The 20,562-nt window shown below is 71.8% G+C and carries 22 protein-coding genes and 2 pseudogenes; 17 read left to right on the top strand and 7 right to left on the bottom strand.

All coding sequences use genetic code 11. The features are described 5' to 3' along the window. Positions 1-37: 37 nt before the first annotated feature. A complete protein-coding gene (locus tag C3V38_RS08420) occupies positions 38-475 on the bottom strand; it encodes a Fur family transcriptional regulator (RefSeq protein WP_106386419.1) in 438 nt (145 codons plus the stop codon). A gap of 133 nt (positions 476-608) precedes the next feature. Here C3V38_RS08420 and C3V38_RS08415 point away from each other — a divergent pair, with 133 nt between their 5' ends. Further along, the gene (locus C3V38_RS08415) at positions 609-1,463 is read left to right on the top strand and encodes a universal stress protein (protein ID WP_106385548.1); all 855 of its coding nucleotides are present in this window, start codon (positions 609-611) and stop codon (positions 1,461-1,463) included. Positions 1,464-1,531: 68 nt separating this feature from the next. On the opposite strand, the gene C3V38_RS18055 is transcribed toward C3V38_RS08415, so the two are convergent. Further along, a complete protein-coding gene (locus C3V38_RS18055; RefSeq protein ID WP_254425929.1) occupies positions 1,532-1,687 on the bottom strand; it encodes a hypothetical protein in 156 nt (51 codons plus the stop codon). Between the two features lie 110 nt (positions 1,688-1,797). Here C3V38_RS18055 and C3V38_RS18050 point away from each other — a divergent pair, with 110 nt between their 5' ends. The 3 genes from C3V38_RS18050 (at position 1,798) to C3V38_RS17600 (ending at position 4,165) form a co-directional block, all read left to right on the top strand. After that, positions 1,798-2,085: a hypothetical protein gene (locus tag C3V38_RS18050; RefSeq protein WP_254425928.1), complete on the top strand. Its 288-nt coding sequence runs from the start codon at positions 1,798-1,800 to the stop codon at positions 2,083-2,085. A 1,030-nt stretch (positions 2,086-3,115) separates the two neighbouring features. Then, on the top strand, positions 3,116-4,009 hold the full coding sequence (locus C3V38_RS08405) for a class E sortase (RefSeq protein WP_106385547.1): 894 nt from the start codon (positions 3,116-3,118) through the stop codon (positions 4,007-4,009). 3 nt (positions 4,010-4,012) lie between these two features. Further along, a complete protein-coding gene (locus C3V38_RS17600; protein WP_165001088.1) occupies positions 4,013-4,165 on the top strand; it encodes a hypothetical protein in 153 nt (50 codons plus the stop codon). Between the two features lie 36 nt (positions 4,166-4,201). Here C3V38_RS17600 and C3V38_RS08400 read toward each other — a convergent pair whose 3' ends face one another. Both C3V38_RS08400 and C3V38_RS08395 read right to left on the bottom strand, forming a co-directional pair. After that, a complete protein-coding gene (locus C3V38_RS08400; RefSeq protein WP_254425927.1) occupies positions 4,202-4,999 on the bottom strand; it encodes a SurA N-terminal domain-containing protein in 798 nt (265 codons plus the stop codon). Positions 5,000-5,162: 163 nt separating this feature from the next. Continuing rightward, positions 5,163-6,302 carry a hypothetical protein gene (locus C3V38_RS08395; protein WP_106385546.1) on the bottom strand — a complete coding sequence of 380 codons (1,140 nt, stop codon included), beginning with the start codon at positions 6,300-6,302 and terminating at the stop codon, positions 5,163-5,165. Positions 6,303-6,440: 138 nt separating this feature from the next. On the opposite strand from C3V38_RS08395, the gene C3V38_RS08390 reads away from it, so the two are divergent. The 4 genes from C3V38_RS08390 to C3V38_RS08375 all read left to right on the top strand — a co-directional run bounded on the left by C3V38_RS08390 (position 6,441) and on the right by C3V38_RS08375 (position 10,533). Beyond that, on the top strand, positions 6,441-8,060 hold the full coding sequence (locus C3V38_RS08390; RefSeq protein ID WP_254425926.1) for an MFS transporter: 1,620 nt from the start codon (positions 6,441-6,443) through the stop codon (positions 8,058-8,060). A gap of 406 nt (positions 8,061-8,466) precedes the next feature. After that, positions 8,467-9,000, top strand: a complete 534-nt coding sequence (locus C3V38_RS08385) for a CAP domain-containing protein (RefSeq protein ID WP_106385545.1) — start codon at positions 8,467-8,469, stop codon at positions 8,998-9,000. Positions 9,001-9,182: 182 nt separating this feature from the next. Beyond that, positions 9,183-9,806 carry a CAP domain-containing protein gene (locus C3V38_RS08380; protein ID WP_106385544.1) on the top strand — a complete coding sequence of 208 codons (624 nt, stop codon included), beginning with the start codon at positions 9,183-9,185 and terminating at the stop codon, positions 9,804-9,806. Positions 9,807-9,963: 157 nt separating this feature from the next. Then, entirely contained in the window at positions 9,964-10,533 is a 570-nt protein-coding gene (locus C3V38_RS08375) for a CAP domain-containing protein (protein WP_061229770.1), read from the top strand. Between the two features lie 53 nt (positions 10,534-10,586). Here C3V38_RS08375 and C3V38_RS08370 read toward each other — a convergent pair whose 3' ends face one another. Beyond that, positions 10,587-11,123, bottom strand: coding sequence for a TetR family transcriptional regulator (locus tag C3V38_RS08370; protein ID WP_061229771.1), 537 nt, complete (start codon positions 11,121-11,123; stop codon positions 10,587-10,589). Between the two features lie 106 nt (positions 11,124-11,229). On the opposite strand from C3V38_RS08370, the gene bioB reads away from it, so the two are divergent. From bioB to bioD, 4 genes are read left to right on the top strand one after another with little or no spacing between them, the layout of a single operon-like run. Further along, positions 11,230-12,306 (top strand): biotin synthase BioB, encoded by a 1,077-nt coding sequence (bioB, locus tag C3V38_RS08365; RefSeq protein ID WP_106385543.1) that lies wholly within the window; start codon positions 11,230-11,232, stop codon positions 12,304-12,306. Position 12,307: 1 nt separating this feature from the next. Next, entirely contained in the window at positions 12,308-13,672 is a 1,365-nt protein-coding gene (locus C3V38_RS08360) for an adenosylmethionine--8-amino-7-oxononanoate transaminase (protein WP_106385542.1), read from the top strand. After that, positions 13,669-14,853, top strand: a complete 1,185-nt coding sequence (locus C3V38_RS08355; RefSeq protein WP_106385541.1) for an 8-amino-7-oxononanoate synthase — start codon at positions 13,669-13,671, stop codon at positions 14,851-14,853. Before C3V38_RS08360 ends, C3V38_RS08355 begins: the two co-directional genes overlap by 4 nt. After that, positions 14,850-15,629, top strand: a complete 780-nt coding sequence (bioD, locus tag C3V38_RS08350; RefSeq protein WP_106385540.1) for an ATP-dependent dethiobiotin synthetase BioD — start codon at positions 14,850-14,852, stop codon at positions 15,627-15,629. Before C3V38_RS08355 ends, bioD begins: the two co-directional genes overlap by 4 nt. A 179-nt stretch (positions 15,630-15,808) precedes the next feature. Here the strand turns inward: bioD and C3V38_RS08345 are convergent. Continuing rightward, a pseudogene (locus tag C3V38_RS08345) lies at positions 15,809-16,486 on the bottom strand (acyl-ACP thioesterase domain-containing protein); the annotation flags it as partial. A 220-nt stretch (positions 16,487-16,706) separates the two neighbouring features. On the opposite strand from C3V38_RS08345, the gene C3V38_RS08340 reads away from it, so the two are divergent. The 3 genes from C3V38_RS08340 to C3V38_RS08330 all read left to right on the top strand — a co-directional run bounded on the left by C3V38_RS08340 (position 16,707) and on the right by C3V38_RS08330 (position 18,523). After that, positions 16,707-17,501: a phosphatase PAP2 family protein gene (locus C3V38_RS08340; RefSeq protein ID WP_106385539.1), complete on the top strand. Its 795-nt coding sequence runs from the start codon at positions 16,707-16,709 to the stop codon at positions 17,499-17,501. A 112-nt stretch (positions 17,502-17,613) separates the two neighbouring features. Beyond that, positions 17,614-17,802: an antitoxin VbhA family protein gene (locus C3V38_RS08335; RefSeq protein ID WP_067716182.1), complete on the top strand. Its 189-nt coding sequence runs from the start codon at positions 17,614-17,616 to the stop codon at positions 17,800-17,802. Continuing rightward, the gene (locus C3V38_RS08330) at positions 17,783-18,523 is read left to right on the top strand and encodes a Fic family protein (RefSeq protein WP_106385537.1); all 741 of its coding nucleotides are present in this window, start codon (positions 17,783-17,785) and stop codon (positions 18,521-18,523) included. The genes C3V38_RS08335 and C3V38_RS08330 overlap by 20 nt, the downstream gene beginning before the upstream one ends. A 53-nt stretch (positions 18,524-18,576) precedes the next feature. On the opposite strand, the gene C3V38_RS08325 is transcribed toward C3V38_RS08330, so the two are convergent. After that, positions 18,577-18,927 carry a helix-turn-helix transcriptional regulator gene (locus C3V38_RS08325; protein WP_069390034.1) on the bottom strand — a complete coding sequence of 117 codons (351 nt, stop codon included), beginning with the start codon at positions 18,925-18,927 and terminating at the stop codon, positions 18,577-18,579. 98 nt (positions 18,928-19,025) lie between these two features. On the opposite strand from C3V38_RS08325, the gene arsB reads away from it, so the two are divergent. Further along, positions 19,026-20,138 (top strand): ACR3 family arsenite efflux transporter, encoded by a 1,113-nt coding sequence (gene arsB / locus C3V38_RS08320; protein WP_106385535.1) that lies wholly within the window; start codon positions 19,026-19,028, stop codon positions 20,136-20,138. Beyond that, positions 20,135-20,539: pseudogene (locus C3V38_RS18045) on the top strand (low molecular weight phosphatase family protein); the annotation flags it as partial. The gene arsB and the pseudogene C3V38_RS18045, both read left to right, overlap by 4 nt. Between the last annotated feature and the right edge of the window lie 23 nt (positions 20,540-20,562).

Raw genomic sequence — 20,562 nt, 5'->3', positions numbered from 1 at the left:
TGAGTGGTGTGGAGGGGGTCTGATCTTGGTCTCAGTCTTAGACGAGCGCGGACTGCTTTGTCCGGCATTCGGGACATGCGCCCCAGTAGGTGACCTCGGCTTCGTCGATATGGAAGCCGTGGTCCCTGTCTGCGGAGAGGCAGGGTGCGTGCCCGACCGCGCATTCGACGTCCTCGATGCGCCCGCAGTGCCGGCACACGAGGTGGTGGTGGTTATCCCCCGTGCGTCGTTCGTACCGCGCCGGCGAGCCGGCGGGTTCGATACGGCGCATGAGACCGACCTCGGTGCACACCCGCAGCGCGTCGTAGACGGTCTGTGTGGACACCGCGCCCAGTCGTTCCCGGACGAGGGAGGCGACGTCCTCCGCCGCGATATGGGGACGACCGGCGACGACGTCGAGGACCGCAAGACGCGGCGAGGTGACCCTCAACCCGGCGTGCCGGAGCAGTGCTCCCTGTTCCTCTGCTGTCGTCATGGCATCCACCATAGCCCGCTTTTTGGAATTAGTCCAGAAAGAGAACGACTCCGTTATAGGAAATGCTCGGGGTCGCGCGGCGGCCGCGGCCGACTAGGCTGGCCCGCGACCCGAGAACGCGCAGGAGGAAGCCATGACGGATACCGCCACCGGACCTATCGTGTGCGGCTATGACGGCTCGCAGGACTCCCGTCGAGCCGTGGCCTGGGCCGCCTCGCGGGCCCGCGGGCTGGGCGCCTCTCTCGAGGTGATCTCGGCCGACCGCGCCGTCGGTCGCGTGGTCGCCTTCGACGACACCGCCCGCGCCAACGTCGAGGGCGCCATGCGTGACCAGCTCGCCGATCTCGTCGGCGACCTCCCCACCACGTATCGGGTGATCGCCGACAACCCCGTCGGGGCACTGGTCGAGGCGGGCCGCGACGCGTCGGCGATCGTCGTGGGCAGCCGCGGACTCACCGCGCGCGAGGACTTCGCGATGGGGTCCACCTCGGCCGGGGTCGTCGAGCACGCGCCCTGCCCGGTCATCGTCATCACGCCGCACACGCCCGCGGAGCCCACCGGGGGCCCGGTCGTGTTGGCCGCCGACGGGTCGGAGGCCAGCAGCGCGGCCGTCGCGTACGCGTTCGCCGAGGCCGAGCGCCGCGGGAGCGGGTTGCGGGCGATCCACTCGGTCGAGGTGCCCCGACTCCCGGGGGCCTCACTGTTCGACCTCGATCAACTCGCGGAGAGCATTCTCGCCGAGGACGAGAAGGAGGTCCTCGACTCGCTCGCCCCGCACGAGGCCCGCCATCCCGGTGTGAAGGTCGAGCTCATCCTCGTCGTCGGCGAGCCCGCCGTCACGATCGCTGACGAAGCTGCGGGCGCGCCGTTGCTGGTCACCGGTTCGCGGGGCCACGGCGGCTTCGCCGGCCTGCTGCTGGGATCGGTCAGTCGGCGCCTGCTGCAGACGGCGCCGTGCCCGGTCGCGGTCGTCCGCCCCACCGCCTGACCCTGCGCGCATCCGACCCCACATCCTCCGCGACGTCGGGTCCGGCTGGTCCTGCACGGGATCGCAGCTCAGGCCGGGCCGATGCGCAGCATCCGGGTGGGGATCGGCTGCCACATGATGCCCGGGGCGTCGCCGCGGGAGGCGATCGTGCCGGTCAGCTCCATCGGCTCGTCGTAGGGGGCGTGGCCGACGAAGGTCCGGGCGACCTCGCGGCCCGTCTCCACGTCCGTCGAGATGACATCGACCGCCGACCTTCTGGGCCAGCCCCTGATCGAGCGGCAGCGCCGCCGAGCCGAGCGTGTGGGTTCGCCGCGGACCGTACGCCAGCGCGTGGATGAGCCCGTCACCCGTCGTCAGCTTGGGCAGGGACGCCGTGCGCGCGGTCGAGGAGCCGTACGTGTTGACCAGCACCAGGGCGCCGCCGAACGCGATGATCGAGTTCTCCGTCGCGGCGGGCCCGTCGATGAGGACGCCGTCGGCCGCCGCCGAGTCCGGCCGCACGGTGGTGGCGAAGGCGGGCATCCTGCACACCTCGGTCCCGTCCTCACGACTCAGGACGACGAGGTCCGGGTGCTCGGCGTCATCGGTGATCGCCACCAGCGAGTCGCCGGGGCCGAAGTAGGTGGGAGTCGTCCCCGACCCGTGCGCCAACAGGCCCGGTTTCCGCGCCGGGCCCACCTCGTATCCGCGCCGCCAGCGCACGGTCGGCGACCCGTCGGCCGAGGTGTCGATCTCATAGAGCGCGCGGGTGGTGATCACCGACGCGCCTCCCCGCCGGACGGTCAGCCCGTTCGAGATCTTCTCCCCTGCGGGCAGGGCGAGGAAGCGGAGCTCGTCGTCGTCGACACCGGCACCGTGGTCCGCGCCGACCGTTGCGTGACCGCCTCCGTCACCGCCGCTCCTCGCACCGCCGGGCCGCACGGTGCCCACCACCCCGCCGGACGTCGCGAACCACACGCGCCCGTCGAAGGCGGGCATGAGCCCGGTGATCGCGTCCCCGTCAGGGACGGCCGGCGCGAGGTCGGCCAGGACGTCGACCGTCATGCGCCAGGAGCCGTCGGGAGCACGATGATGCCCGACGGCGAGGAGCCTGCGGTCCCCGTCCGCGACCACCACCCGGTCCTGCGCGTCGAGGTACCCGTAGACCCCGCCGAGCAGCGCGCCCTTGGTCAGCTGCACCTCCGCCAGCACCGCCGCGGTGTCCGGATGGAAGAGCTTGACCGTTGGCGCGAGCGGGGTGGGCGGGGCCGAGGCCGGGCGGGGAGGCCGGCTGAGCGACGGCAGCAGGGGGCATCGCCGCGCTGACGCCTGCGGCGACCACCGCAGAGGAGAGGAGTGCTGCGAGAGTCCGGGTCGACGCGTCCATGCCGTGATTCCGCGACACCCCGCCCGGTGGGCGCGGCCCGGTACGCGCGGTCCCGGCCCGATTTGGACGCAACCTTGGCGGCGAATCGGGCAGTACACCGCCATGGCTACGTCCATTTCCGCCATGAGTACGTCCATCCGAGTGGGAGGGCCTGTGGAGTGGCCGTGAGACGATCTCTCCAGCGCTGGACGATGCAAGCGCGGGCGGTGGGTGGGCGCGAGCCCGGGCAAACTCGGCCACAAGGGCGACACAGGCCACACGGGACACACGGACGACCGGGGGGTCGATGACGACACGAACCAGCCGACTCGGCGCCGCCCGGATAGTCGGCGAGCTGCTGCTCACGGTGGGCGCGGTGCTACTGCTCTACCTGTTCTACGAGGCGTTCTGGAGCAATCTCGACTCGCGGCGCCTGCAGAACGAGGCGGCCGCCGGGCTCGAGCAGCGATGGTCGAGCGGCCCGGTCTCAGAAGCCGCCGCTGACGCCGCGGGGACCGCCGCCGGGTCCGCGGACCCGGCCACCCGCGCGTCCGATGGCGAACCGGTGCCGCCCGCCGTTCCGGCCCTGGGCGAGGCGTTCGCCCGCCTCCACCTGCCGACGCTCGGTGACGACGCGGCCTACGCGGTGGTCGAGGGGACGCGCGCGGACGACCTGCGCACGGGGCCGGGACATTATCCCGGGACCCAGATGCCGGGCGAGGTGGGCAACTCCGCGCTGGCCGGTCACCGCAACGGGTCCGGCGCCGTGTTCGAGCATCTCGACCGGCTGGGGTCGTGCGACGCCGTCGTCATCGAGACCGCCACGCAGTGGCTGACCTACCGCGTACTTCCGGTGGAGGCCGGCAGCGCCGAACGATTGGCTGCTGCGCAGAACTGCCTCGCGCCGGAGCAGTCGGATCGGATCGCGACCGGCGACTACGCCCACGTCCGGGGCGTGCACGTCACCTCACCGGACGCGGTGGAGGTCATCGCGCCGGTGCCGGGGGCAGCAGGCGGGTCCAGCGCGGCGGGTACGGCGGAGGAGGTCGGCGCGGCGGAGATCGCCGGAGCCCCCGAACGCCTGCTCACCCTGACCACCTGCCACCCGATGTACTCGAATGCCGAGAGGCTGATCGTGCACGCCGTGCTCACCGAGACCACGGCCAAGACCGACGGCCGCCCGGCCGCGTTGGAGGACTGACCGATGTACGCCTACCTGTGGCGATCGCTACCCGGCCCGCGGCCGGTGAAGGCATTGATCGCGCTGGCCCTGCTGGCGACGGTGATCCTGCTCCTCATGGAGGTCGTGTTCCCGTGGGTCTCGGCGCAGATGCCCTATACGGACGTCACCGTGTAAGTGCCGCGCGGAGGCCCGGCGCGCGGCATCCAGGGGTCAGAGGTGGACGGTGACGTCCGCGTCCGCGCGGAGCTTCTGCGACAACTCCTCCATCGCCCCGGCCTCCTTCTGGACCCGCACCTGCTCGGAGACCTCGCCGCGGACCTGCTCCAGCGGCGGCAGCCCACCACCACCGGACTCACCGGCACCGCCGCCGGCCATCGCCTGCTGCTGGCCGATCCGCTCGTAGGCGGCCTCGATCTCGGCGTCGGTCACCTCGAACTCCCCGAACTCGGCGGTGATGAGCTTCTCGACGCGCAGCTGCTTGTCGATCTGCTCCATCACCGCGTCGCGGTCCAGACCCTGCTCCCCCATCGCCGCGATGAACTCGTCGGCGCTGACCTGGTTGGTCTCGGCGAACTCCTCGAGCTCCGCCTTGATCTCCTCGTCGGAGACCTCGATGCCCCGCTTCTCGGCCTCCTGGGTCAGCAGCTCGGTGCCGACCAGACCGTCGGTGGTGAGCTTCTTGAGCTGCGCTTCGTCGACGGGCTGGCCCGTCATCTGCGCCTGCATGCTCATCTGCTTGTACTGATTCTCGAACACCGACAGGAACTCGTCGCGCGAGATTTCGGTGCCGTTCACCTCGGCCACCGGGTCCGGGATGTCCGACGTGTCGGGCCCGTCGGGCGACTGCTCGCCGCCCTGCTCCGGCCCGGCCGCCTGTCCGGACTGCTCGGCTGCTGCGGGCGCGGCCGTGGCGCCGCCCTCGTCGTCGTCGCCCCCGGCGCCGCACCCCGCGACCACCAGTGCGAGTCCCGCGGCGGCGACGGCCGCCCTCCATGTCCTCGAGCGCACTCGATCTCCTCACGTTGTTCGTGTGCGTGAAGACGCCGACGGTACACATCCGAGTTGAGCGGGAGCTGTACGCGCGGCGGGCGGCGCGGCGCACCCGCACCCGGGCGCGAACAGCGCGGCGGGCGGCGCGGGCCCCACCCGCGCCGCCCGCCACCCTGGCGCGTCAGAACCGCAGGATCGCGCCCTCCGCCACGTCCTGCGGCAGCGAGTCCACCACCATCACCGACCCGGACGTGGCCAGGACCTGGCCGATCGCCGAGTCCAGGTCATCGGGGCCGTGGTCGGCGGCGCAGCGGCGGCGGGTGAGGATGAGCCGCTCGACCCGGGCCTCCTGCGCGGCCCGGAGGATGTCCGAGCCGCCGCCGGCGATCGCTCGGCCGGCGCCGATCGCGTCCCCGAAGCGCTCGGCGTCGCGCTCGGCGAGACGGCCGAACGCGGGCTGCACGACCTTCCACGCCCGCTCGTGCAGGTCCCCGGGTGACAGCGCATCGGGGTTGCCGGCCGCGACCTCGTCGACGAGGTTCTCGTAGTTCAGGTACTCGCGGAACCGCGGCATGTACTCGGCGACGGACGCCAACACGACGAGGCGGCGGTCGTTGGGCTCGAGCACCTCCTGCAGGCCGTTCGCGACCTGGCGCAGGAACTTGTCCAACTGCACGTCGCCGACCTCGGCGCCCGTCCCGTGACTGTGCACGATTCCCCCACCCGCGGTGCTGCCCGCGTGTCCGGCGCCGGCCCCGGCGCTGAAGCGCTGCTGCTGGTGCGGCGGCGGCTGCGTGTCACCCGCCATGTCGTCCACCGACGAGGGGATCGAACCCAGGTCGAGCTCGCGGATCGTCGTCGCGGTCCCCTCGAGGAGCCGGACCTTGTTCTGGCTCACCGCGACCACCAGGAACGTGCGGTCTCCGACAGCCGCCGGCACTATCGGACGCAGCGCGAACCGGTCGCTCACGTGGACCGCCTCCGGCAGATCGGTGGTCAGGCGGTACGCGCGCCAGATGCCCTTGGCGGCGAACATCGCGAGGCCGTCGGCCATGTAGTTCCAGTAGGGGTCGTCCTCGAGGAGCGTGACCAGCGGCCCGAGGATCTCGGCGGTCTCCTCCTCCGAGGCGCCGTGGGCGCGGAGCTGGGCCTCGGCCTCCTTGATGAGCGACTTGGCGCGGATGGGGTTCTCGCGGACCTCCGCGCCCCCGCGGGCCGTGGGCAGGAAGATGGACACTGCCCGGCCGGTGGTGCCGCCCAGCTCGGTGAGGTCGGCGTACGGGATGGGATCTGCTTCTGCGGTGCGGATTGGATCAGCCATGACCTGACGTTACCGACGACACAGGTGCGGGAGAAGGTTGTGACCGGGTTGTTGCGGGGCTGTGACATCCGGTGGGCGCCAGTGGGTGCCGGGTCCGGCCCCGGGGTGTGCGTCCGCGCCGCGGTTACCATCGCGGGAGTGACCGATCAACGTGTGGAGACCGCGACCCCCCGGCCGGTGAGCACGGCGAGGATCCTCACGCCGCTGATGGTGCCGTTGTTCATGGCGCTGCTGGCGCTGTCGGTGATCAACGTGGCCCTGCCGGTGATCGGCACGACGTTCGGGGCCGACTCCAGCAGCCTGCAGTGGGTGATCTCGGGCTATGCGCTGGCGTTCGGCCTGCTCCTGGTGCCGTCGGGGCGCCTCGGTGACGCGACCGGCCGCAAGCGGATCTTCCTGGCCGGCGTCACGGTGTTCACCGTCGGCGCGTTGATCGCGGGTTTCGCGCAGTCGATCGAGATGCTCAACCTCGCGCGCCTGGTGCAGGGCGTCGGTTCGGGGATGCTCAACCCGCAGACGTTCGGGCTCATCCAGAAGTACTTCCGCAAGGAGGCGCGAGCCCGCGCCTTCGCGACCATGGCCACCACCGTCTCGATCGCCACCGCGTCGGGGCCGCTGGTGGGTGGATTGCTCATCGAGGCGCTCGGTGAGGACCTGGGTTGGCGGGCGATGTTCCTGGTCAACGTGCCGTTGGGCGTGCTGGCGTTGGTGCTGGGGCAGCGCTGGCTCGCCGACGACCGGACCATCCCCCGCGCCGACGACGACGGGCCGGACGTGGGCGGGTCCACAGCGCGCGCGGCGGTGATGGCGCGCCCGGAGCGGGCCACCGCCCGGCGGGGTGACGACGACAGCGACGACAACGACGACGACGCCGGCGGCTCCGCCACTGGAGCGGACACCCCGGGCACGCGAGGTCTGTCTGCGGCCGGGCGGGTCCCCGGGCGTCGGCGGCTCGATCTGGACCCCATCGGTATCGGGCTGCTCGGTGTGGCCGTGCTGGCGGTGATGCTGCCGTTCCTCGGCCGCGACCTGCATCCGGCGTACTGGGCGCTCGTGCCGGCCGGGCTGGCCCTGCTCGGGGTGTTCGCGTGGTGGGAGCGGCGCTATGAGCGGCTCGGGCGGCCGCCGCTGGTCAACCCGGACATCTTCCGCGACGCGGGCTTCCGCAACGGCATGATCATCGTGTCCATCTACTTCGTGGGCGGCACCAGCCTGTGGGTCATCATGCCGCTGTACCTGCAGTTCCACCTGGGCTACGCACCCATCGACTCGGCGTTCATCAGCCTCCCGGCGTCGGTCTGTGCGGCGATCTCCGCGCAGGTCGCGGGACGTTTCGTGCTGCGCCTCGGGCGGCGGATGGTCATCACCGGTTTCTCCATCACGATCACCGCGCTGGTGACGTTCATGGTCCTGGCCGGCTTCGTTGAATCCGGCGCGCTGCACTACCTGGTGTTCATGGTCCCGGCGGCGTTCATCGGCATCGCCCAGGGCATGACCATCTCGCCCAACCAGACCCTCACCCTGCGAGCCGTGGATCCGGCCTACGGCGGCGTCGCGGGCAGCATCATCTCGCTCGGTCAGCGCATGGGCACGGCGGTCGGCACGGCGATCGTGCCCGGGGTGCTCTTCGGCATCGTCGAGACCCAGGGCGACTGGCTGTTGGCGTTCCGCGCGGCGCTGGGCATCATCGCGATGCTGGCGGCGGGCGCGTTGGCGTTCAGCGTGGTGGATCGCCGCCGCGAGAAGCGCTGCGCCTGACGCCCTGCCTCCGCGACACCCGGCCTCCGCGCGGATGGGCGGTTCAGGCGGAGGGAATCGACCCACCCCCTCCGGCCGGGTGGCCGCGGGGCTGATCTGACCGGGTGTGGCGATCGTCTCACCGTGCGAAAGGAGAGAGAACGCTCATTCATGTCCCGTCGGGCCCGGGCACCGCGGGCCGGGTCAGGGCCTCGATCCGTGGACCCGGCGGGCCGCGTTCGGCGCTCTTGGACGATCGTTTAGATGACGGGGCGATACTCGTCGTGCCGACCTGGCCTTTTCGCGATCCGGCCCCCGGGCCGGCGGGGGTGGATTCTCGCGTGGCCGCCGGGACGTGACCTTATCCTCAGGTCGTGGCGACCCCTCCGCCACCCTCACATCCCCCATATCCCCTCAGGATCTCCTCATGAGAAGTATCGTCCGGCTCCGCGTACGCGCTGTCGCCATCGCCGCCGCCACCCTCACCGTCCTGGCCGCCCCGGCCACCGGCGCCCAGTCCCTCGAATTCACCATGGCCACGCCGGCGCCCTGCGAGTCCGCGACCCCCGCGGAGCTCGAGCAGGTGATCGAGGACGTCCACGAACACACCAATCGCGAGCGCGCCGCCGCGAGGGTGGCCCCCGTCAAGCGGCTCGGGAGCCTGGACGGAATCGCGCAGACCTGGAGCGAACAGATGGCCGCCGAGGACCGGATGTACCACAATCCCGGCATCCGCGCCCGGGTCACCGCGGCTTTTCCCGGACAGTGGCGCAGCTATGGCGAGAACGTGCTGCAGAACTGGTGCGGCGCCAGCGGCGAGACCCTGGTGCGTCAGTGGATGAACTCGCCGCCGCACCGCGTCAACCTTCTCAATCCCGCTCACACGCACCTCGGCGTGGGCGCGGACGTGGCCGACAGCCGGAAGCTGTACTCCACGCAGAACTTCGTCAGCCTGCGCTGACCCACCGGCCCGTGCGGCCGCACTCTCGGCGCGGCGAGGCCCCGTTCACGAATCGCATACCTGTAACGCGTGTGACTAGAGTGGCGATAGTTGCAGGAGTGACTTTGCGGCGAGCCCGCCGCCCAGCCCACTTCGCCCACGCAATCCCGGCGCGAGCCGGGGACCGAGGAAAGGACCATCGCGTGCGTCACCACTTCCGCTCCGCTGTCGCCACGGGCGCCGCAGCCCTCCTGCTCGTCTCCGGCACGGGCACCGCGGCCGCCCAGGGATCGCTGGAGTTCGCCCTGCCGTTCGGCCTGGCGATCCCCGGCCTGTCGTCGCTCGCCCCCGCCGGCGCCCAGCCCGGCGGCGCCGCGGCAGCCGATCCCGCCACGGCCGATCTCCTACCTGAGGAGGTACGGCTGATGGCGTTCGAGGGCAGCGTGGTGGCGGCGGTCAACGACGCCCGTCTCGTGGTGGGCGCGGACCGACTGGTCACCGACCCGGTGCTGGAGGCATCGGCCCGTGAGCGCGCGGCCGAACTCGCCGCGGGCGATCCGGCCACGGGCGACGTCCCGGTTCCCGCCGACGCCCGGGCGGGTGAGGACGCCGACTCGGAGGAGGTTCCCGCGGGCGAGGAGTCCGGCGACCGCACAGTGCTGACCCTGCCCGCCGGCGCGACGCCGCAGAAGACGCTGTCCGCGCTGCTCACCGACACCGGGATGCGGGAGCGCATGCTCGACGGCGAGTTCACACGGGTCGGCGTGGGAGTGGTCACCGCGGAGGACGGAACCGTGCACGTGGTCCAGGACTTCGCCCGCGACTGACACGAACACCCGTCCAGCGGGGGTGCGCTCGCCCCGGCGGAGTGCAGGTCAGGCCGGTCACGGGGTGATGACGGCTGGCTTAGGGCGCCGGACGGCCCTACCGTCTCGGCTGGCGATCCGACCGTCGGGTCGCAGCACACGAAAGGTACCCACCCTCGTGACCCGAGCCCTCCACCATCTGCGCCGCGGCCTGATCCTGGTCGCCGCGGCGTCCGCCACCGTCGCCCTCGGCGCCGGACCCCAGGCGTCGGCTCAGTCGCCCCAGATCCAGTTGCCGCAGATCTACCTGCCCGGCCTGACGATCGGATTCGCCGCTCCCGCGCCCGCCGGGGGTGCGCCCACCCTGGATCCCGCCTCCGCCGAGTACCGCGCCCAGCTCGAGAACGCCACCAATGCCGCTCGCAGCGCGCACGGTCTCGGCCCGCTCGAGAGCCACGGCGGGTTGACGGACGTGGCGGTCCGCTGGAGCGGTACGCAGGCCGCTCAGAACCGCATGTTCCACAACCCGCACGTGCGCGACGAGATCCCCGGCGGGTGGCGCCACTTCGGCGAGAACGTGCTGCAGAACTATGCGCACGCCACGCCGCAGCAGCTGGTGGACCAGTGGATGACCTCCCCCGGCCACCGCGCGAACCTCCTCAACCCGGGCCACACCTCGATGGGCATGGGCGCCGCCGTGGCCGCAGACGGCAAGCTCTACGCCACCCAGGTGTTCGCCCGCTACTGATCCGGCCGGCGGCGCGACGTGGCCGGCCCGCCCGTGGCGCGCTGCGGCGAGCGTCAGGCGGGCACGCCCGCGAGCAGCGCGTCCAGGCCCAGCTCGAACCGCGCCTCGAACTCGACCGGCGGCGTCGCGGGATCGGCGACGGTGAGATTGTGGTGCGTCTGCTCCTCCAGGCTCAGGCCCAGCACGTAGGAGGTCAGAGCCGTCGTCAGGCCCGCGGCCCGATCCTCCAGGCCGTGGCGGGAACAGGTGGCCTCGACCGCCCCTGCGACCGGGTTCACCGCACCCGCCGCGAGTCCGAGTGCGACGATCTCCGCGCCGTCCGGCACGCCCGTGACCGCCGCGCGCAGCACCGCACCCACCTCCCGCAGCTCGGCGGCCGCAGACGCACCCGAGCTCACCGAGCCCATGGCCGCGAGGACCCGCTCGGCGACCGCGGTGAGCAGCGCCTGCTTGGACGGCACGTGCCAGTACAGCGCGCTCGGCTGGACGCCCAACCGCGTCGCCAACGTGCGCATCGACATCCCGGGCAGCCCGGACTCGCGGAGCAGGTCGAGCGCGGTGTCGACGACCGTTGTCGTTGTCAGGGCCACGATCGATGATCTTACCGCGCCACCCCGATCCTCCTGAACGCTGTACAAGACGGGGGCGCTCGGCTAGCTTGAACACCGTTCGATGAACGGCGTTCAGGAGGAAGCCATGCCCGTCACCACCCCCCGCTGGCACGAGCTCGCGGACCACGTCCTCGCCGGCGGAGCCGTCACCGCGGCGGACGCCCTGGCAGTCCTCGACTCGCCGGACTCCGAGCTCATGGAGGTCGTGGCCGCGGCGTCCCGGCTGCGGTTCGAGCACTTCGGCAACAAGGTCAAGGTCAACTACCTGGTCAACCTCAAGTCCGGCCTGTGCCCGGAGGACTGCTTCTACTGCTCGCAGCGCCTCAACTCCACGGCCGGCATCCTGCGCTACACGTGGCTGAACACCGACGAGGCCGTCACCGCCGCCAAGGCGGGCATCGCGGCCGGCGCCTCGCGCGTGTGCCTGGTCGCCAGCGGCACCGGCCCCAGCAACCGCGAGGTCGGCAAGGTCACCGACATCATCGAGGCCATCAAGTCCGACACCCCGGGCGTCGAGGTGTGCGCCTGCCTGGGCGCACTGAAGGACGGCCAGGCCGAGAAGCTGTGCGCGAGCGGCGCCGACGCCTACAACCACAACCTCAACACGGCCGAGAGCCATTACGAGGACATCTGCACCACCCACACCTACGCCGACCGCGAGCACACCGTCGCCCAGGCGCACGGCGCGGGCCTGTCGGCGTGCTCGGGCTTCATCGCCGGTATGGGTGAGACCCGCGAGCAGCTCGTGGAGCTGGCCTTCGATCTGCGCGCCAAGGAGGTCGACTCGATCCCGGTGAACTTCCTCCTGCCCTTCGACGGCACCCCGCTCGAGGGCGTCGACACGCTCAACCCGCGCGACTGCCTGCGCATCCTCGCCATGGTCCGCTTCGTCGCCCCCGACACCGAGATCCGCGTGGCCGCCGGACGCGAGCGACACCTGGGCAACCTGCAGGGCATCGCCCTGTACGTGGCGAACTCGCTGTTCCTGGGCGATTACCTCACCAGCGAGGGCCAGCCCGGCGCCCAGGACCTGCAGATGATCGCCGACGCCGGTCTCGAGGTCCTGCGGATGGACCAGCCCGTCGAGGCCCCCGGGAGGCGGGAGGAGAAGGTGGCCATCCGCACGCGCGGAGCCGGCACGAGCGAGCCCGCGAACGCCTGACATGTCGGCCTCCGTCCACCTCCGCCGCTCCGAGGGCCTCGTCGTCGTCGACACCCCCTCCGCCCTCCTCGCCGCCGACGCCGCGCAGGCGCGCACCGCCGCCCTTCTCGCCGCCGACGCCGAGCACGTGTGGCACCCCTACGGCGGGTTCCCCGCGAGCACCCAGCCACTGCCGGTGGTCTCGGCGGAGGGTGTGCGGCTGCGGCTGGCCGACGGGCGCGAGCTCATCGACGGCATGAGCTCGTGGTGGGCGGCGATCCACGGTTACCGGCACCCACACCTCGACGCGGCCGCGCACCGGCAGATCGACACGATGAGCCATGTGATGTTCGGTGGGCTCACGCACGAACCGGCGGTCGAGCTGGCCACGCGGCTCGCCCGCCTCGCCCCCGGCGCGCTGAACAAGGTCTTCCTCGCCGACTCGGGCTCTGTGTCCGTAGAGGTCGCGGCCAAGATGGCCATTCAGTACCAGCGCTCGATCGGCCACCCCGGGCGGACCCGTCTGGCGACGTGGCGCGGCGGCTACCACGGCGACACCCTGACGCCCATGAGCGTGTGCGACCCGGAGGGCGGCATGCACGCGATGTGGCGCGGCGTCGTGGCCGAGCAGGTCTTCGCGCCCGCACCGCCCGCCCACTACGACGCGGCGTATGTCGCGGAGCTCGAGCGGGTGATCCGCGAGCACTCGGGCGAGCTGGCCGGGATCATCGTGGAGCCGGTCGTCCAGGGCGCCGGCGGGATGCGCTTCCACCACCCCGACTACCTGCGCGATCTGCGTCGGCTCGCCGAGGAGACGGGCGCGCTGCTCATCTTTGACGAGATCGCCACCGGCTTCGGCCGCACCGGCGAGCTGTGGGCGGCCGACCACGCGGGCGTCGCGCCGGACGTGATGTGCGTGGGCAAGGCGCTGACCGGCGGGTATCTCACCCTCGCCGCGACGCTGACCACCGACCACGTGGCCGAGGCGATCAGCGCCGGCGAGGCGGGCGGCCTGGCCCACGGGCCGACGTTCATGGGCAATCCGCTGGCGTGCGCGGTGGCGTGCGCGTCCCTGGATCTGGTGGAGGCCGGCGAGTGGCGCGAGCAGGTGCCGCGCATCGAGGCGGGACTTCGGCGCGGCCTCGCGCCCGCGCGCGAGCTGCCGGGCGTGGTGGACGTGCGGGTGTCGGGCGCGATCGGTGTGGTGCAGCTGGACCGGCCGGTGGAGATGACGACGACGACGAGCGCGATCACCTCCCACGGCGTGTGGCTACGCCCCTTCCGGGACCTCGTATACACGATGCCTCCGTACACCTCTACGGATGAGGAGATCGACCTGATCTGTGCGGCCGCGGTGGCCGGAGCGGCTGCGGGGGCGGGCCGATGAGCGCGCGGCGGTCCCCCGTTCTTGACTGGCTCGACGACGCCGCCGCCGACCGGGCCGCCCGGGACCTGCATCGTGTCCTGCGCCCGCGGCCCGCCGACGACGGGGTGATCGACCTGGCTTCCAACGACTATCTCGGCCTCGGTCGTCACCCCGAGGTGATCGAGGCCGCCGTGGCGGCGACCCGCCGCTGGGGCGCGGGTGCGACCGGATCGCGCCTGGTCACCGGCACCACCGAGGACCACCTCGCGCTCGAACGCGAACTCGCGGAGTTCTGCGGCCAGCCCTCGGCGCTGGTGTTCTCCTCGGGTTACACCGCCAACCTCGGCGCGGTCGTGGCGCTGTCGGGGCGGGGGTCGCTCATAGTCTCCGACGGCGGCTCCCACGCCTCGCTCGTGGACGCGTGCCGCCTGTCGCGGGCGCGGGTCGTGGTCGTCGACCGCGGTGACGTGGCCGCGGTCGCCCGTGCGCTGGCCGCGCGCTCCGAGGAACGCGCGCTGGTCGTGACCGACTCGGTGTACAGCGCCGACGGGGAGCTGGCCCCGCTGCTGGCGTTGCACGGCACGAGCCGCGCGCACGGGGCCGTGCTGCTGGTGGACGAGGCCCACGGCCTGGGCGTGCGCGGCAGCGGCGGTCGCGGCCTCGTCGAGGAGCTGGGGCTGAGCGGGCAGGAGGACGTGGTGGTCACGGCGACGCTGTCCAAGGCGCTCGGCTCCCAGGGCGGGGTGGCGCTGTGCTCGGAGCGCGTCCGCAGCCACCTGGTGGACACCGCGCGCACCTTCATCTTTGACACCGGCCTCGCCCCGTCCGCCGTGGGCGCGGCCCGCGCGGCGCTGGGAGTCCTGCGCGAGGAGCCCACCCGTGCCGCCCGGGTGCTCGAGGTGGCCGAGCGCCTGGCCGCCGTGACGGGGGCGGAGCAACCGAGTTCGGCGGTGGTGTCGGTGATCCTCGGTGACCCCGCCCGCGCGGTCTCGGCGGCCGCCCGGTGCCTCGAGCTGGGCGTGCGCGTGGGCTGCTTCCGGCCGCCCTCGGTGCCCGAGGGCACCGCCCGACTGCGGTTGACCGCCCGTGCGGACCTGTCTGGCGCCGACCTCGAGCGCGCGAGCGACGTGCTCGCGCGAGTGCTCGACGAGCACGGGCATCGGGTCACGGTCTCCACGCGGCTTGACGGGGTGTCGGCGTGACGGGCACGCCGGTCGTCGTGACCGGCACCGGCACCGACGTGGGCAAGACCGTCGCCACCGCCGCGCTGGCCGCCCACGGCCTGTCGGAGGGCCTGGACGTGGGGATCTGCAAGCCGATCCAGACCGGGGTCGGGCCGGACGAGCCCGGGGACGCCCACGAGGCCGCGCGCCTGTCCGGTGTGCGGCGGGTGCTGGAGGTCCGTCGGCTGCCCGATCCGCTGGCACCCGAGACCGCCGCCCGCGTCGCCGGCCTGCCGCAGTCCACGCTGCCCGAGTTGATCGATCCGATCCGCGCGTGGCTCCGCGCGCCCGGCGGGTCGGTGCCCGACTCCCCGGCGACCTCCGGACCTGCACGCGGGCGTCTGGATCTGGTCGAGGGCGCCGGCGGCGTGCTCGTCCGGCTCGGTGCCGGCCTCACCGTCCTCGACCTCGCCCGGTCACTCGACGCCCCGGTCATCGTGGTCGCGAGGGCCGGACTGGGCACGCTGTCGGACACCGAGCTCACCGTCCGCGCGATCGAGGCGGCGGGTCTGCGGTGCGCGGGGATCGTCATCGGGTCCTGGCCGGCCGACCCGGACCTCGCCGAGCGCTGCAACCTCGAGGACCTGCCCCGCCTGACCGGGGTTCCGGTGCTCGGCCGGGTGCCCGCGGTTGCCGGGGCGCTGTCGCCGGCCGAGTTCGGGCGGCGCGCACCGGGGTGGTTCGAGTCGGGGCCGGTGACCGCCCTCCGGCGGGACGACCCCAGCGCGCAGGTCACTCCTGCGGTCGGTACCTGACGGAGGCGGTGGGGCTGGCGGAGGCGGCGGGAATCGGGGTGACGAGGACGGAGGCAGCCACGACGCCGTCGACCATCAACCACAGCTCGAGCCGGTCCCCCCGCGCGTCGGCGGCGGACGGTCATCGTCGCCCCCGGTGTCACCGGGCGGAGGTACTCGATGACGACCCGGTGACGGCGCTGCAGCAGGTCTGCGTGCTGCTGGAGCTCGTCTTCGACCACCGCCAGATACGCGTCGTTGTTGACATGCTGCAGCGGGTCGAAGTCGGTGCTGCGCAGGAGGTGCGGCCTGTCCTGCGGCTCGCCGGGCCGCTCAGGTGGGCAGCCCTGCGTCAGGCCGGCCCACCGGAGGCGGTGGATGTCGGTGGTGCCGGCCAGGCTGGCCATGCCGGAGTCGCTGATCCGGGCGGGCAACCCGGCCGCGGTGACGTTGATCCAGAACGCCTCGGTCTCCACCAGCCCGCCTCGGAGAGTCGGGGGGCCGGGTGCCGCGGTGCCGGGTGCTGGCATGCCGTCGGGGTCCTCAGGGTTCTCGGAGTCCTCGACGGTCAGCCGCCGCACGCGCATGTTCGCCCACCGGCTGGACAGGCCGGAGCACCACCGCTGGAGTCCGACGGTGGCCGGCCACGAGATCGGTTCGATCACGTCGATCACAGTTCGGCGCACGATCCAGAACGGGTCGGTCCGGGCATGACCGGTGGCGTCGAGGTTGTCCGCGGCGATGTCCTGGAGGTAGCGGGCGACGCTGTCCAGCCGGAGCCTGCGCTGGGGGATCGACGTCGCCCGTCCGCACCCGACGGCGAGTGGAGAATCCCGCCTCCGGCGAGGGCGGCGGTTCAAGGGCGTGCAGTGACGCACCGCGACCGAGATCGTCCATTCGAGGGACCCCTTCCACACCGTCGAGCACCACAGCTCGCCGGCCACCGGGCACACAGGGCGGCGGACCGCTGTGCGGGTGAGCTCGGGCGGTGGTGGGAGCAGAGTACCGATCAACGGGCCGTGGCGGGAGCACTCGCTCGCGCCGATCCGGGCTCGTCCGATCCGAGTGCTCTCGGTGAACCTCCCTAGGCTGGTCAGCGTGACGTCTGACAACACCGGCCCAGAAGCCGACCCGGAAGTCGAGCCGGTGGCCGACCGGGGAACCGACCGGGACGGGAACCTCGTCGGCCGGAGCCTGGCACGCAGATCGGTGTCGGCTCTCGCGGTGGCCGGGCTCGCCTTCTTCCTCCCACTCCTGTTCTTCGTCCTGCTCGCGGAGGACGTGGCCGAGCAGGAGATCTTCCCCTTCGACCGACCGGTGATGCTGTGGCTCCATTCGGTGTCGACCCCCTCGCTCACGGCGGTGATGGAGGCGGTGACGCTGCTCGGGGGGATCGTCGTGGTCCCGGTGGCTGCGACCGGAGCGGCGGTGGCGCTGTGGTGCCGCGGCTCTCGGCGGAACGCCACGCTGCTGGCGGCGGCGGTCGTCGGATCGACACTGCTCAACACCGCGCTCAAATCGGTCTTCCAGCGGTCCCGCCCCGATTTCTGGGAACACCTTGTCACGGAGAACTCCTACTCGTTCCCGAGCGGCCATGCGATGGCCAGCATGGCGCTCGCGGCGTCGCTGGTGGTCCTGGGCTGGGGGACGCGGTGGAGGTGGAGTGCCGTGGTCGCGGGGGCGGTGTACGTGCTCGCCGTCGGGGTCTCGCGGATGTACCTGGGAGTCCACTACCCGAGCGACGTGATCGCGGGCTGGTGCGTATCCGTGCTGTGGGTCGCAGTGGTCGTCGTGGTCCTGGATCGCATCGTCCTGGATCGCATCGAGGCGTGGCACCACCGGCGGGGCGGCGGCACCGACCGGCTCGTCCGAACACCCCGTCGGGAGCGCTGAGTGCCGGTCACCCCCATCACCGTCGAGGTCTCGCCGCACAGTTCGGGTCACAGATGCCCTCTAGTGCCGCTGAGCAGGTAGAATCGGCTGCACGTCGATGCAAGGAGACTGTGTGGCCACCCGCATCCGCCCGACCACCGACCAGGCACTCGCAGGAGCCGCCGCCGGCCATCGCATGGCCGGCATGGAGCCGTCACCCGAGGCCCTCGAGATCACCCGCCGGTTCGCCGACGGGCTCCTCACCCGCGACCGGGCTCTCGCCGAGATCCGCGCCGCGGTGCGTGAGCGCACCGCTCCCTGACGCTGCCCTCACGCCCACGAACCCCCGAGATCCGTACAAGGAACCCTCGGGGGTTCTGCGTAACCGGCTGGGCATCTCCGACCCCGCCGAGCTGGCGGAATACGAGCGCGACCTGGCCTTCTTCCGGGTCGTGGAACTGGAACTCAGCCCGCTGGAGGGTCGATTCGATTTCGAGCACCTCCGCGCGATCCACCTCTACATCCTCCAGGACATCTTCGACTGGGCCGGCGAGCTCCGCACCGTCGACACCCGCGCCCTCGGCATCCCTCATGCCCGCCCGCAGTTCCTGCCCGACGAGCTCGACCGGGTCTTCCGGCAGATCGCCACCCGACCGCCCAGCACCACCGACCCCGACGCGGCCACCGACACCATCGTCGAGCACTGGTCCGAGCTCACCCTCGTACACCCGTTCCGCGACGGGAACAGCCGCACTCAGCGAGTCTTCCTCGACCAGATGTTCCGCCACGCCGGGTGGGCCGTCAACTGGGCCGGCATCGACGCCTCAGCGGCCCACGCCGCCCGCCATATGTCGGTGTACGGGCGGCCGGACTACCTCGCCGACCAGTTCAGACACGCCGTCCACCCGGCCACAGAACTCGCCGAGGGCCGCCTGGCCACCACCCTGGGCAACCGCTCGCTGCTCGACTCCTCCGCGCGCTTCCGCGCCATGCGCGAGCACCACAGGGCCGCGGTCATCACGCCCTACGGCCGCACCGGGTAACCGACTGTCGCCAGGGCTCCCCACCGGGCTCCCCACCGCGTCGTCGCGCCCGGTCAGGACAAGTCGAGGAAGCTGCGCAGGTCGTCGAAGGACTCGCGCACCACCGAGTAGTGCGCCCACTTGCCGCGCTGCTCGCGCACCAGCAACCCGGCCTCGACGAGCTTCTTGAGATGGTGACTGATCGTGGGCTGGCTGATGTCGACCACTTCGAGGAGGTCGCATGCGCACACCGAGTCACACCCCTGCGCCGCGATATGCGACAGGAGGCGCAGCCGCATCGGGTCCGCGAGCGCCTTGAGTCGCGCCGACATCCGCTCGGCGGTGGGAGCGTCCACCGGCCCCGCCGACATCGAACAACACGCGTCCTGCTCCGGCGCCGACAGGCCGGGTTCCACTGTTGTCATCGTCCACCTCACCTGCCCCCGAAGATACATTGACACTCACCGATATGTCAGCCTAGCCTCCCCCATAGACAATCATCGATCTAAGGACGTTTCCCCGGATGAGCACCATGATGACCGGTCCCGGCGTGGCACCGGTCGCCAAGAAGATGTCGTTCCTCGACCGCTGGCTGGCCCTCTGGATCCTCACGGCGATGGCCGTCGGGCTGCTGCTCGGACGGTTCATCCCCGGCCTCGACCGGGCGCTGGACTCGGTGAAGATCGGCGGGATCTCCGTCCCGATCGCCATCGGCCTGTTGGTGATGATGTACCCGGTCCTCGCGAAGGTCCGTTACGACGAGACCCACCGGGTCACCGGTGACCGGAAACTGCTCACGCTGTCGCTGTTCCTCAACTGGATCGCCGGTCCGGCGTTCATGTTCACCCTCGCGTGGGTCTTCCTACCCGACCTGCCGGAGTTCCGTACCGGGCTGATCATCGTGGGCCTGGCCCGCTGCATCGCCATGGTGTTCATCTGGAACGACCTGGCCTGCGGGGACCGGGAGGCCGCCGCGGTGCTGGTGGCGATCAACTCGGTGTTCCAGGTCGTGGCGTTCGGCGCCCTGGGCTGGTTCTACCTCCAGCTGCTGCCCTCCTGGCTGGGGCTGGAGACCACGACGGCCGAGTTCGCCGTGTGGGCGATCGTGCTCTCGGTGCTGGTGTTCCTCGGCATCCCGCTACTGGCCGGCTTCCTCACCCGAGTGTTCGGCGAGCGGGCCAAGGGCCGGGAGTGGTACGAGGAGACGTTCCTCCCCCGGATCGGCCCGTGGGCCCTGTACGGGCTGCTGTTCACGATCGTGTTGCTGTTCGCCATGCAGGGCGATGCCATCACGTCCCAGCCGCTCGACGTGGCGCGGATGGCCGTGCCCCTCCTGCTGTACTTCGTCCTCATGTTCCTCGTCAGCCTGTTCGCCTCGCGGGCGGTGGGACTGAACTACGCGAAGTCGACCAGCGTGGCCTTCACCGCGTCGGGCAACAACTTCGAACTGGCGATCGCGGTGTCGATCGGCACCTTCGGCATCGCGTCCGGCCAGGCCCTCGCGGGCGTGGTCGGGCCGCTCATCGAGGTCCCGGTCCTCATCGGGCTCGTCTACGTCGCCCTGTGGGCCGGACCGAAACTCTTCCCGGGCGACCCGACGCTGCCCGATCGTTCGGTGACCGGGACCCGCTCATGACCGCCGAGCAGCAGGCGCACCACCTCCCCAGCGTTCTGTTCGTGTGCGTGAAGAACGGCGGCAAGTCCCAGATGGCGGCGGCGCTCATGCGCCTGCACGCCGGTGACGCCGTCGCCGTCCATTCGGCGGGCACCAAGCCCGGCTCGGCGGTCAACGCGCTGTCCGCGGAGGCGGTCGCCGAGGTCGGCGCCGACATGTCCGGCGAGACCCCCACGGCCGTCGACCCCGACCTGCTGCGACAGGTGGACCGGGTGATCGTACTGGGCGACGAGGCCGCCGGGGAGATCGACGACGACGAGGTCAGCGCGCTCGAAATCTGGCGCACCGACGAGCCGTCGCACCGGGGCATCGAGGGCATGGAGCGGATGCGTCTGGTCCGCGACGACATCGATCGCCGCGTCCGCACCCTGCTCGCCGAGCTGAC

The organism is Dietzia sp. oral taxon 368 (assembly GCF_002999155.1).
In the GTDB taxonomy this organism is placed as follows: Bacteria; Actinomycetota; Actinomycetes; order Mycobacteriales; family Mycobacteriaceae; genus Dietzia; species Dietzia cinnamea.
This window is presented reverse-complemented; position numbering and strand designations above follow the sequence as displayed.

Excerpts from the sequence above, each read along its gene's own strand:
- C3V38_RS08385 (WP_106385545.1), top strand. The coding sequence starts at position 8,467 with ATGAGAAGTATCGTCCGGCTCCGCGTACGCGCTGTCGCCATCGCCGCC.
- C3V38_RS17600 (WP_165001088.1), top strand. The coding sequence starts at position 4,013 with ATGTACGCCTACCTGTGGCGATCGCTACCCGGCCCGCGGCCGGTGAAG.
- C3V38_RS08395 (WP_106385546.1), bottom strand. The coding sequence starts at position 6,302 with ATGGCTGATCCAATCCGCACCGCAGAAGCAGATCCCATCCCGTACGCC.
- C3V38_RS08420 (WP_106386419.1), bottom strand. The coding sequence starts at position 475 with ATGACGACAGCAGAGGAACAGGGAGCACTGCTCCGGCACGCCGGGTTG.
- arsB (WP_106385535.1), top strand. The coding sequence starts at position 19,026 with ATGAGCACCATGATGACCGGTCCCGGCGTGGCACCGGTCGCCAAGAAG.
- bioB (WP_106385543.1), top strand. The coding sequence starts at position 11,230 with ATGCCCGTCACCACCCCCCGCTGGCACGAGCTCGCGGACCACGTCCTC.
- C3V38_RS08360 (WP_106385542.1), top strand. The coding sequence starts at position 12,308 with ATGTCGGCCTCCGTCCACCTCCGCCGCTCCGAGGGCCTCGTCGTCGTC.
- C3V38_RS08405 (WP_106385547.1), top strand. The coding sequence starts at position 3,116 with ATGACGACACGAACCAGCCGACTCGGCGCCGCCCGGATAGTCGGCGAG.
- C3V38_RS08415 (WP_106385548.1), top strand. The coding sequence starts at position 609 with ATGACGGATACCGCCACCGGACCTATCGTGTGCGGCTATGACGGCTCG.
- C3V38_RS08325 (WP_069390034.1), bottom strand. The coding sequence starts at position 18,927 with ATGACAACAGTGGAACCCGGCCTGTCGGCGCCGGAGCAGGACGCGTGT.
- C3V38_RS18050 (WP_254425928.1), top strand. The coding sequence starts at position 1,798 with ATGAGCCCGTCACCCGTCGTCAGCTTGGGCAGGGACGCCGTGCGCGCG.
- C3V38_RS08355 (WP_106385541.1), top strand. The coding sequence starts at position 13,669 with ATGAGCGCGCGGCGGTCCCCCGTTCTTGACTGGCTCGACGACGCCGCC.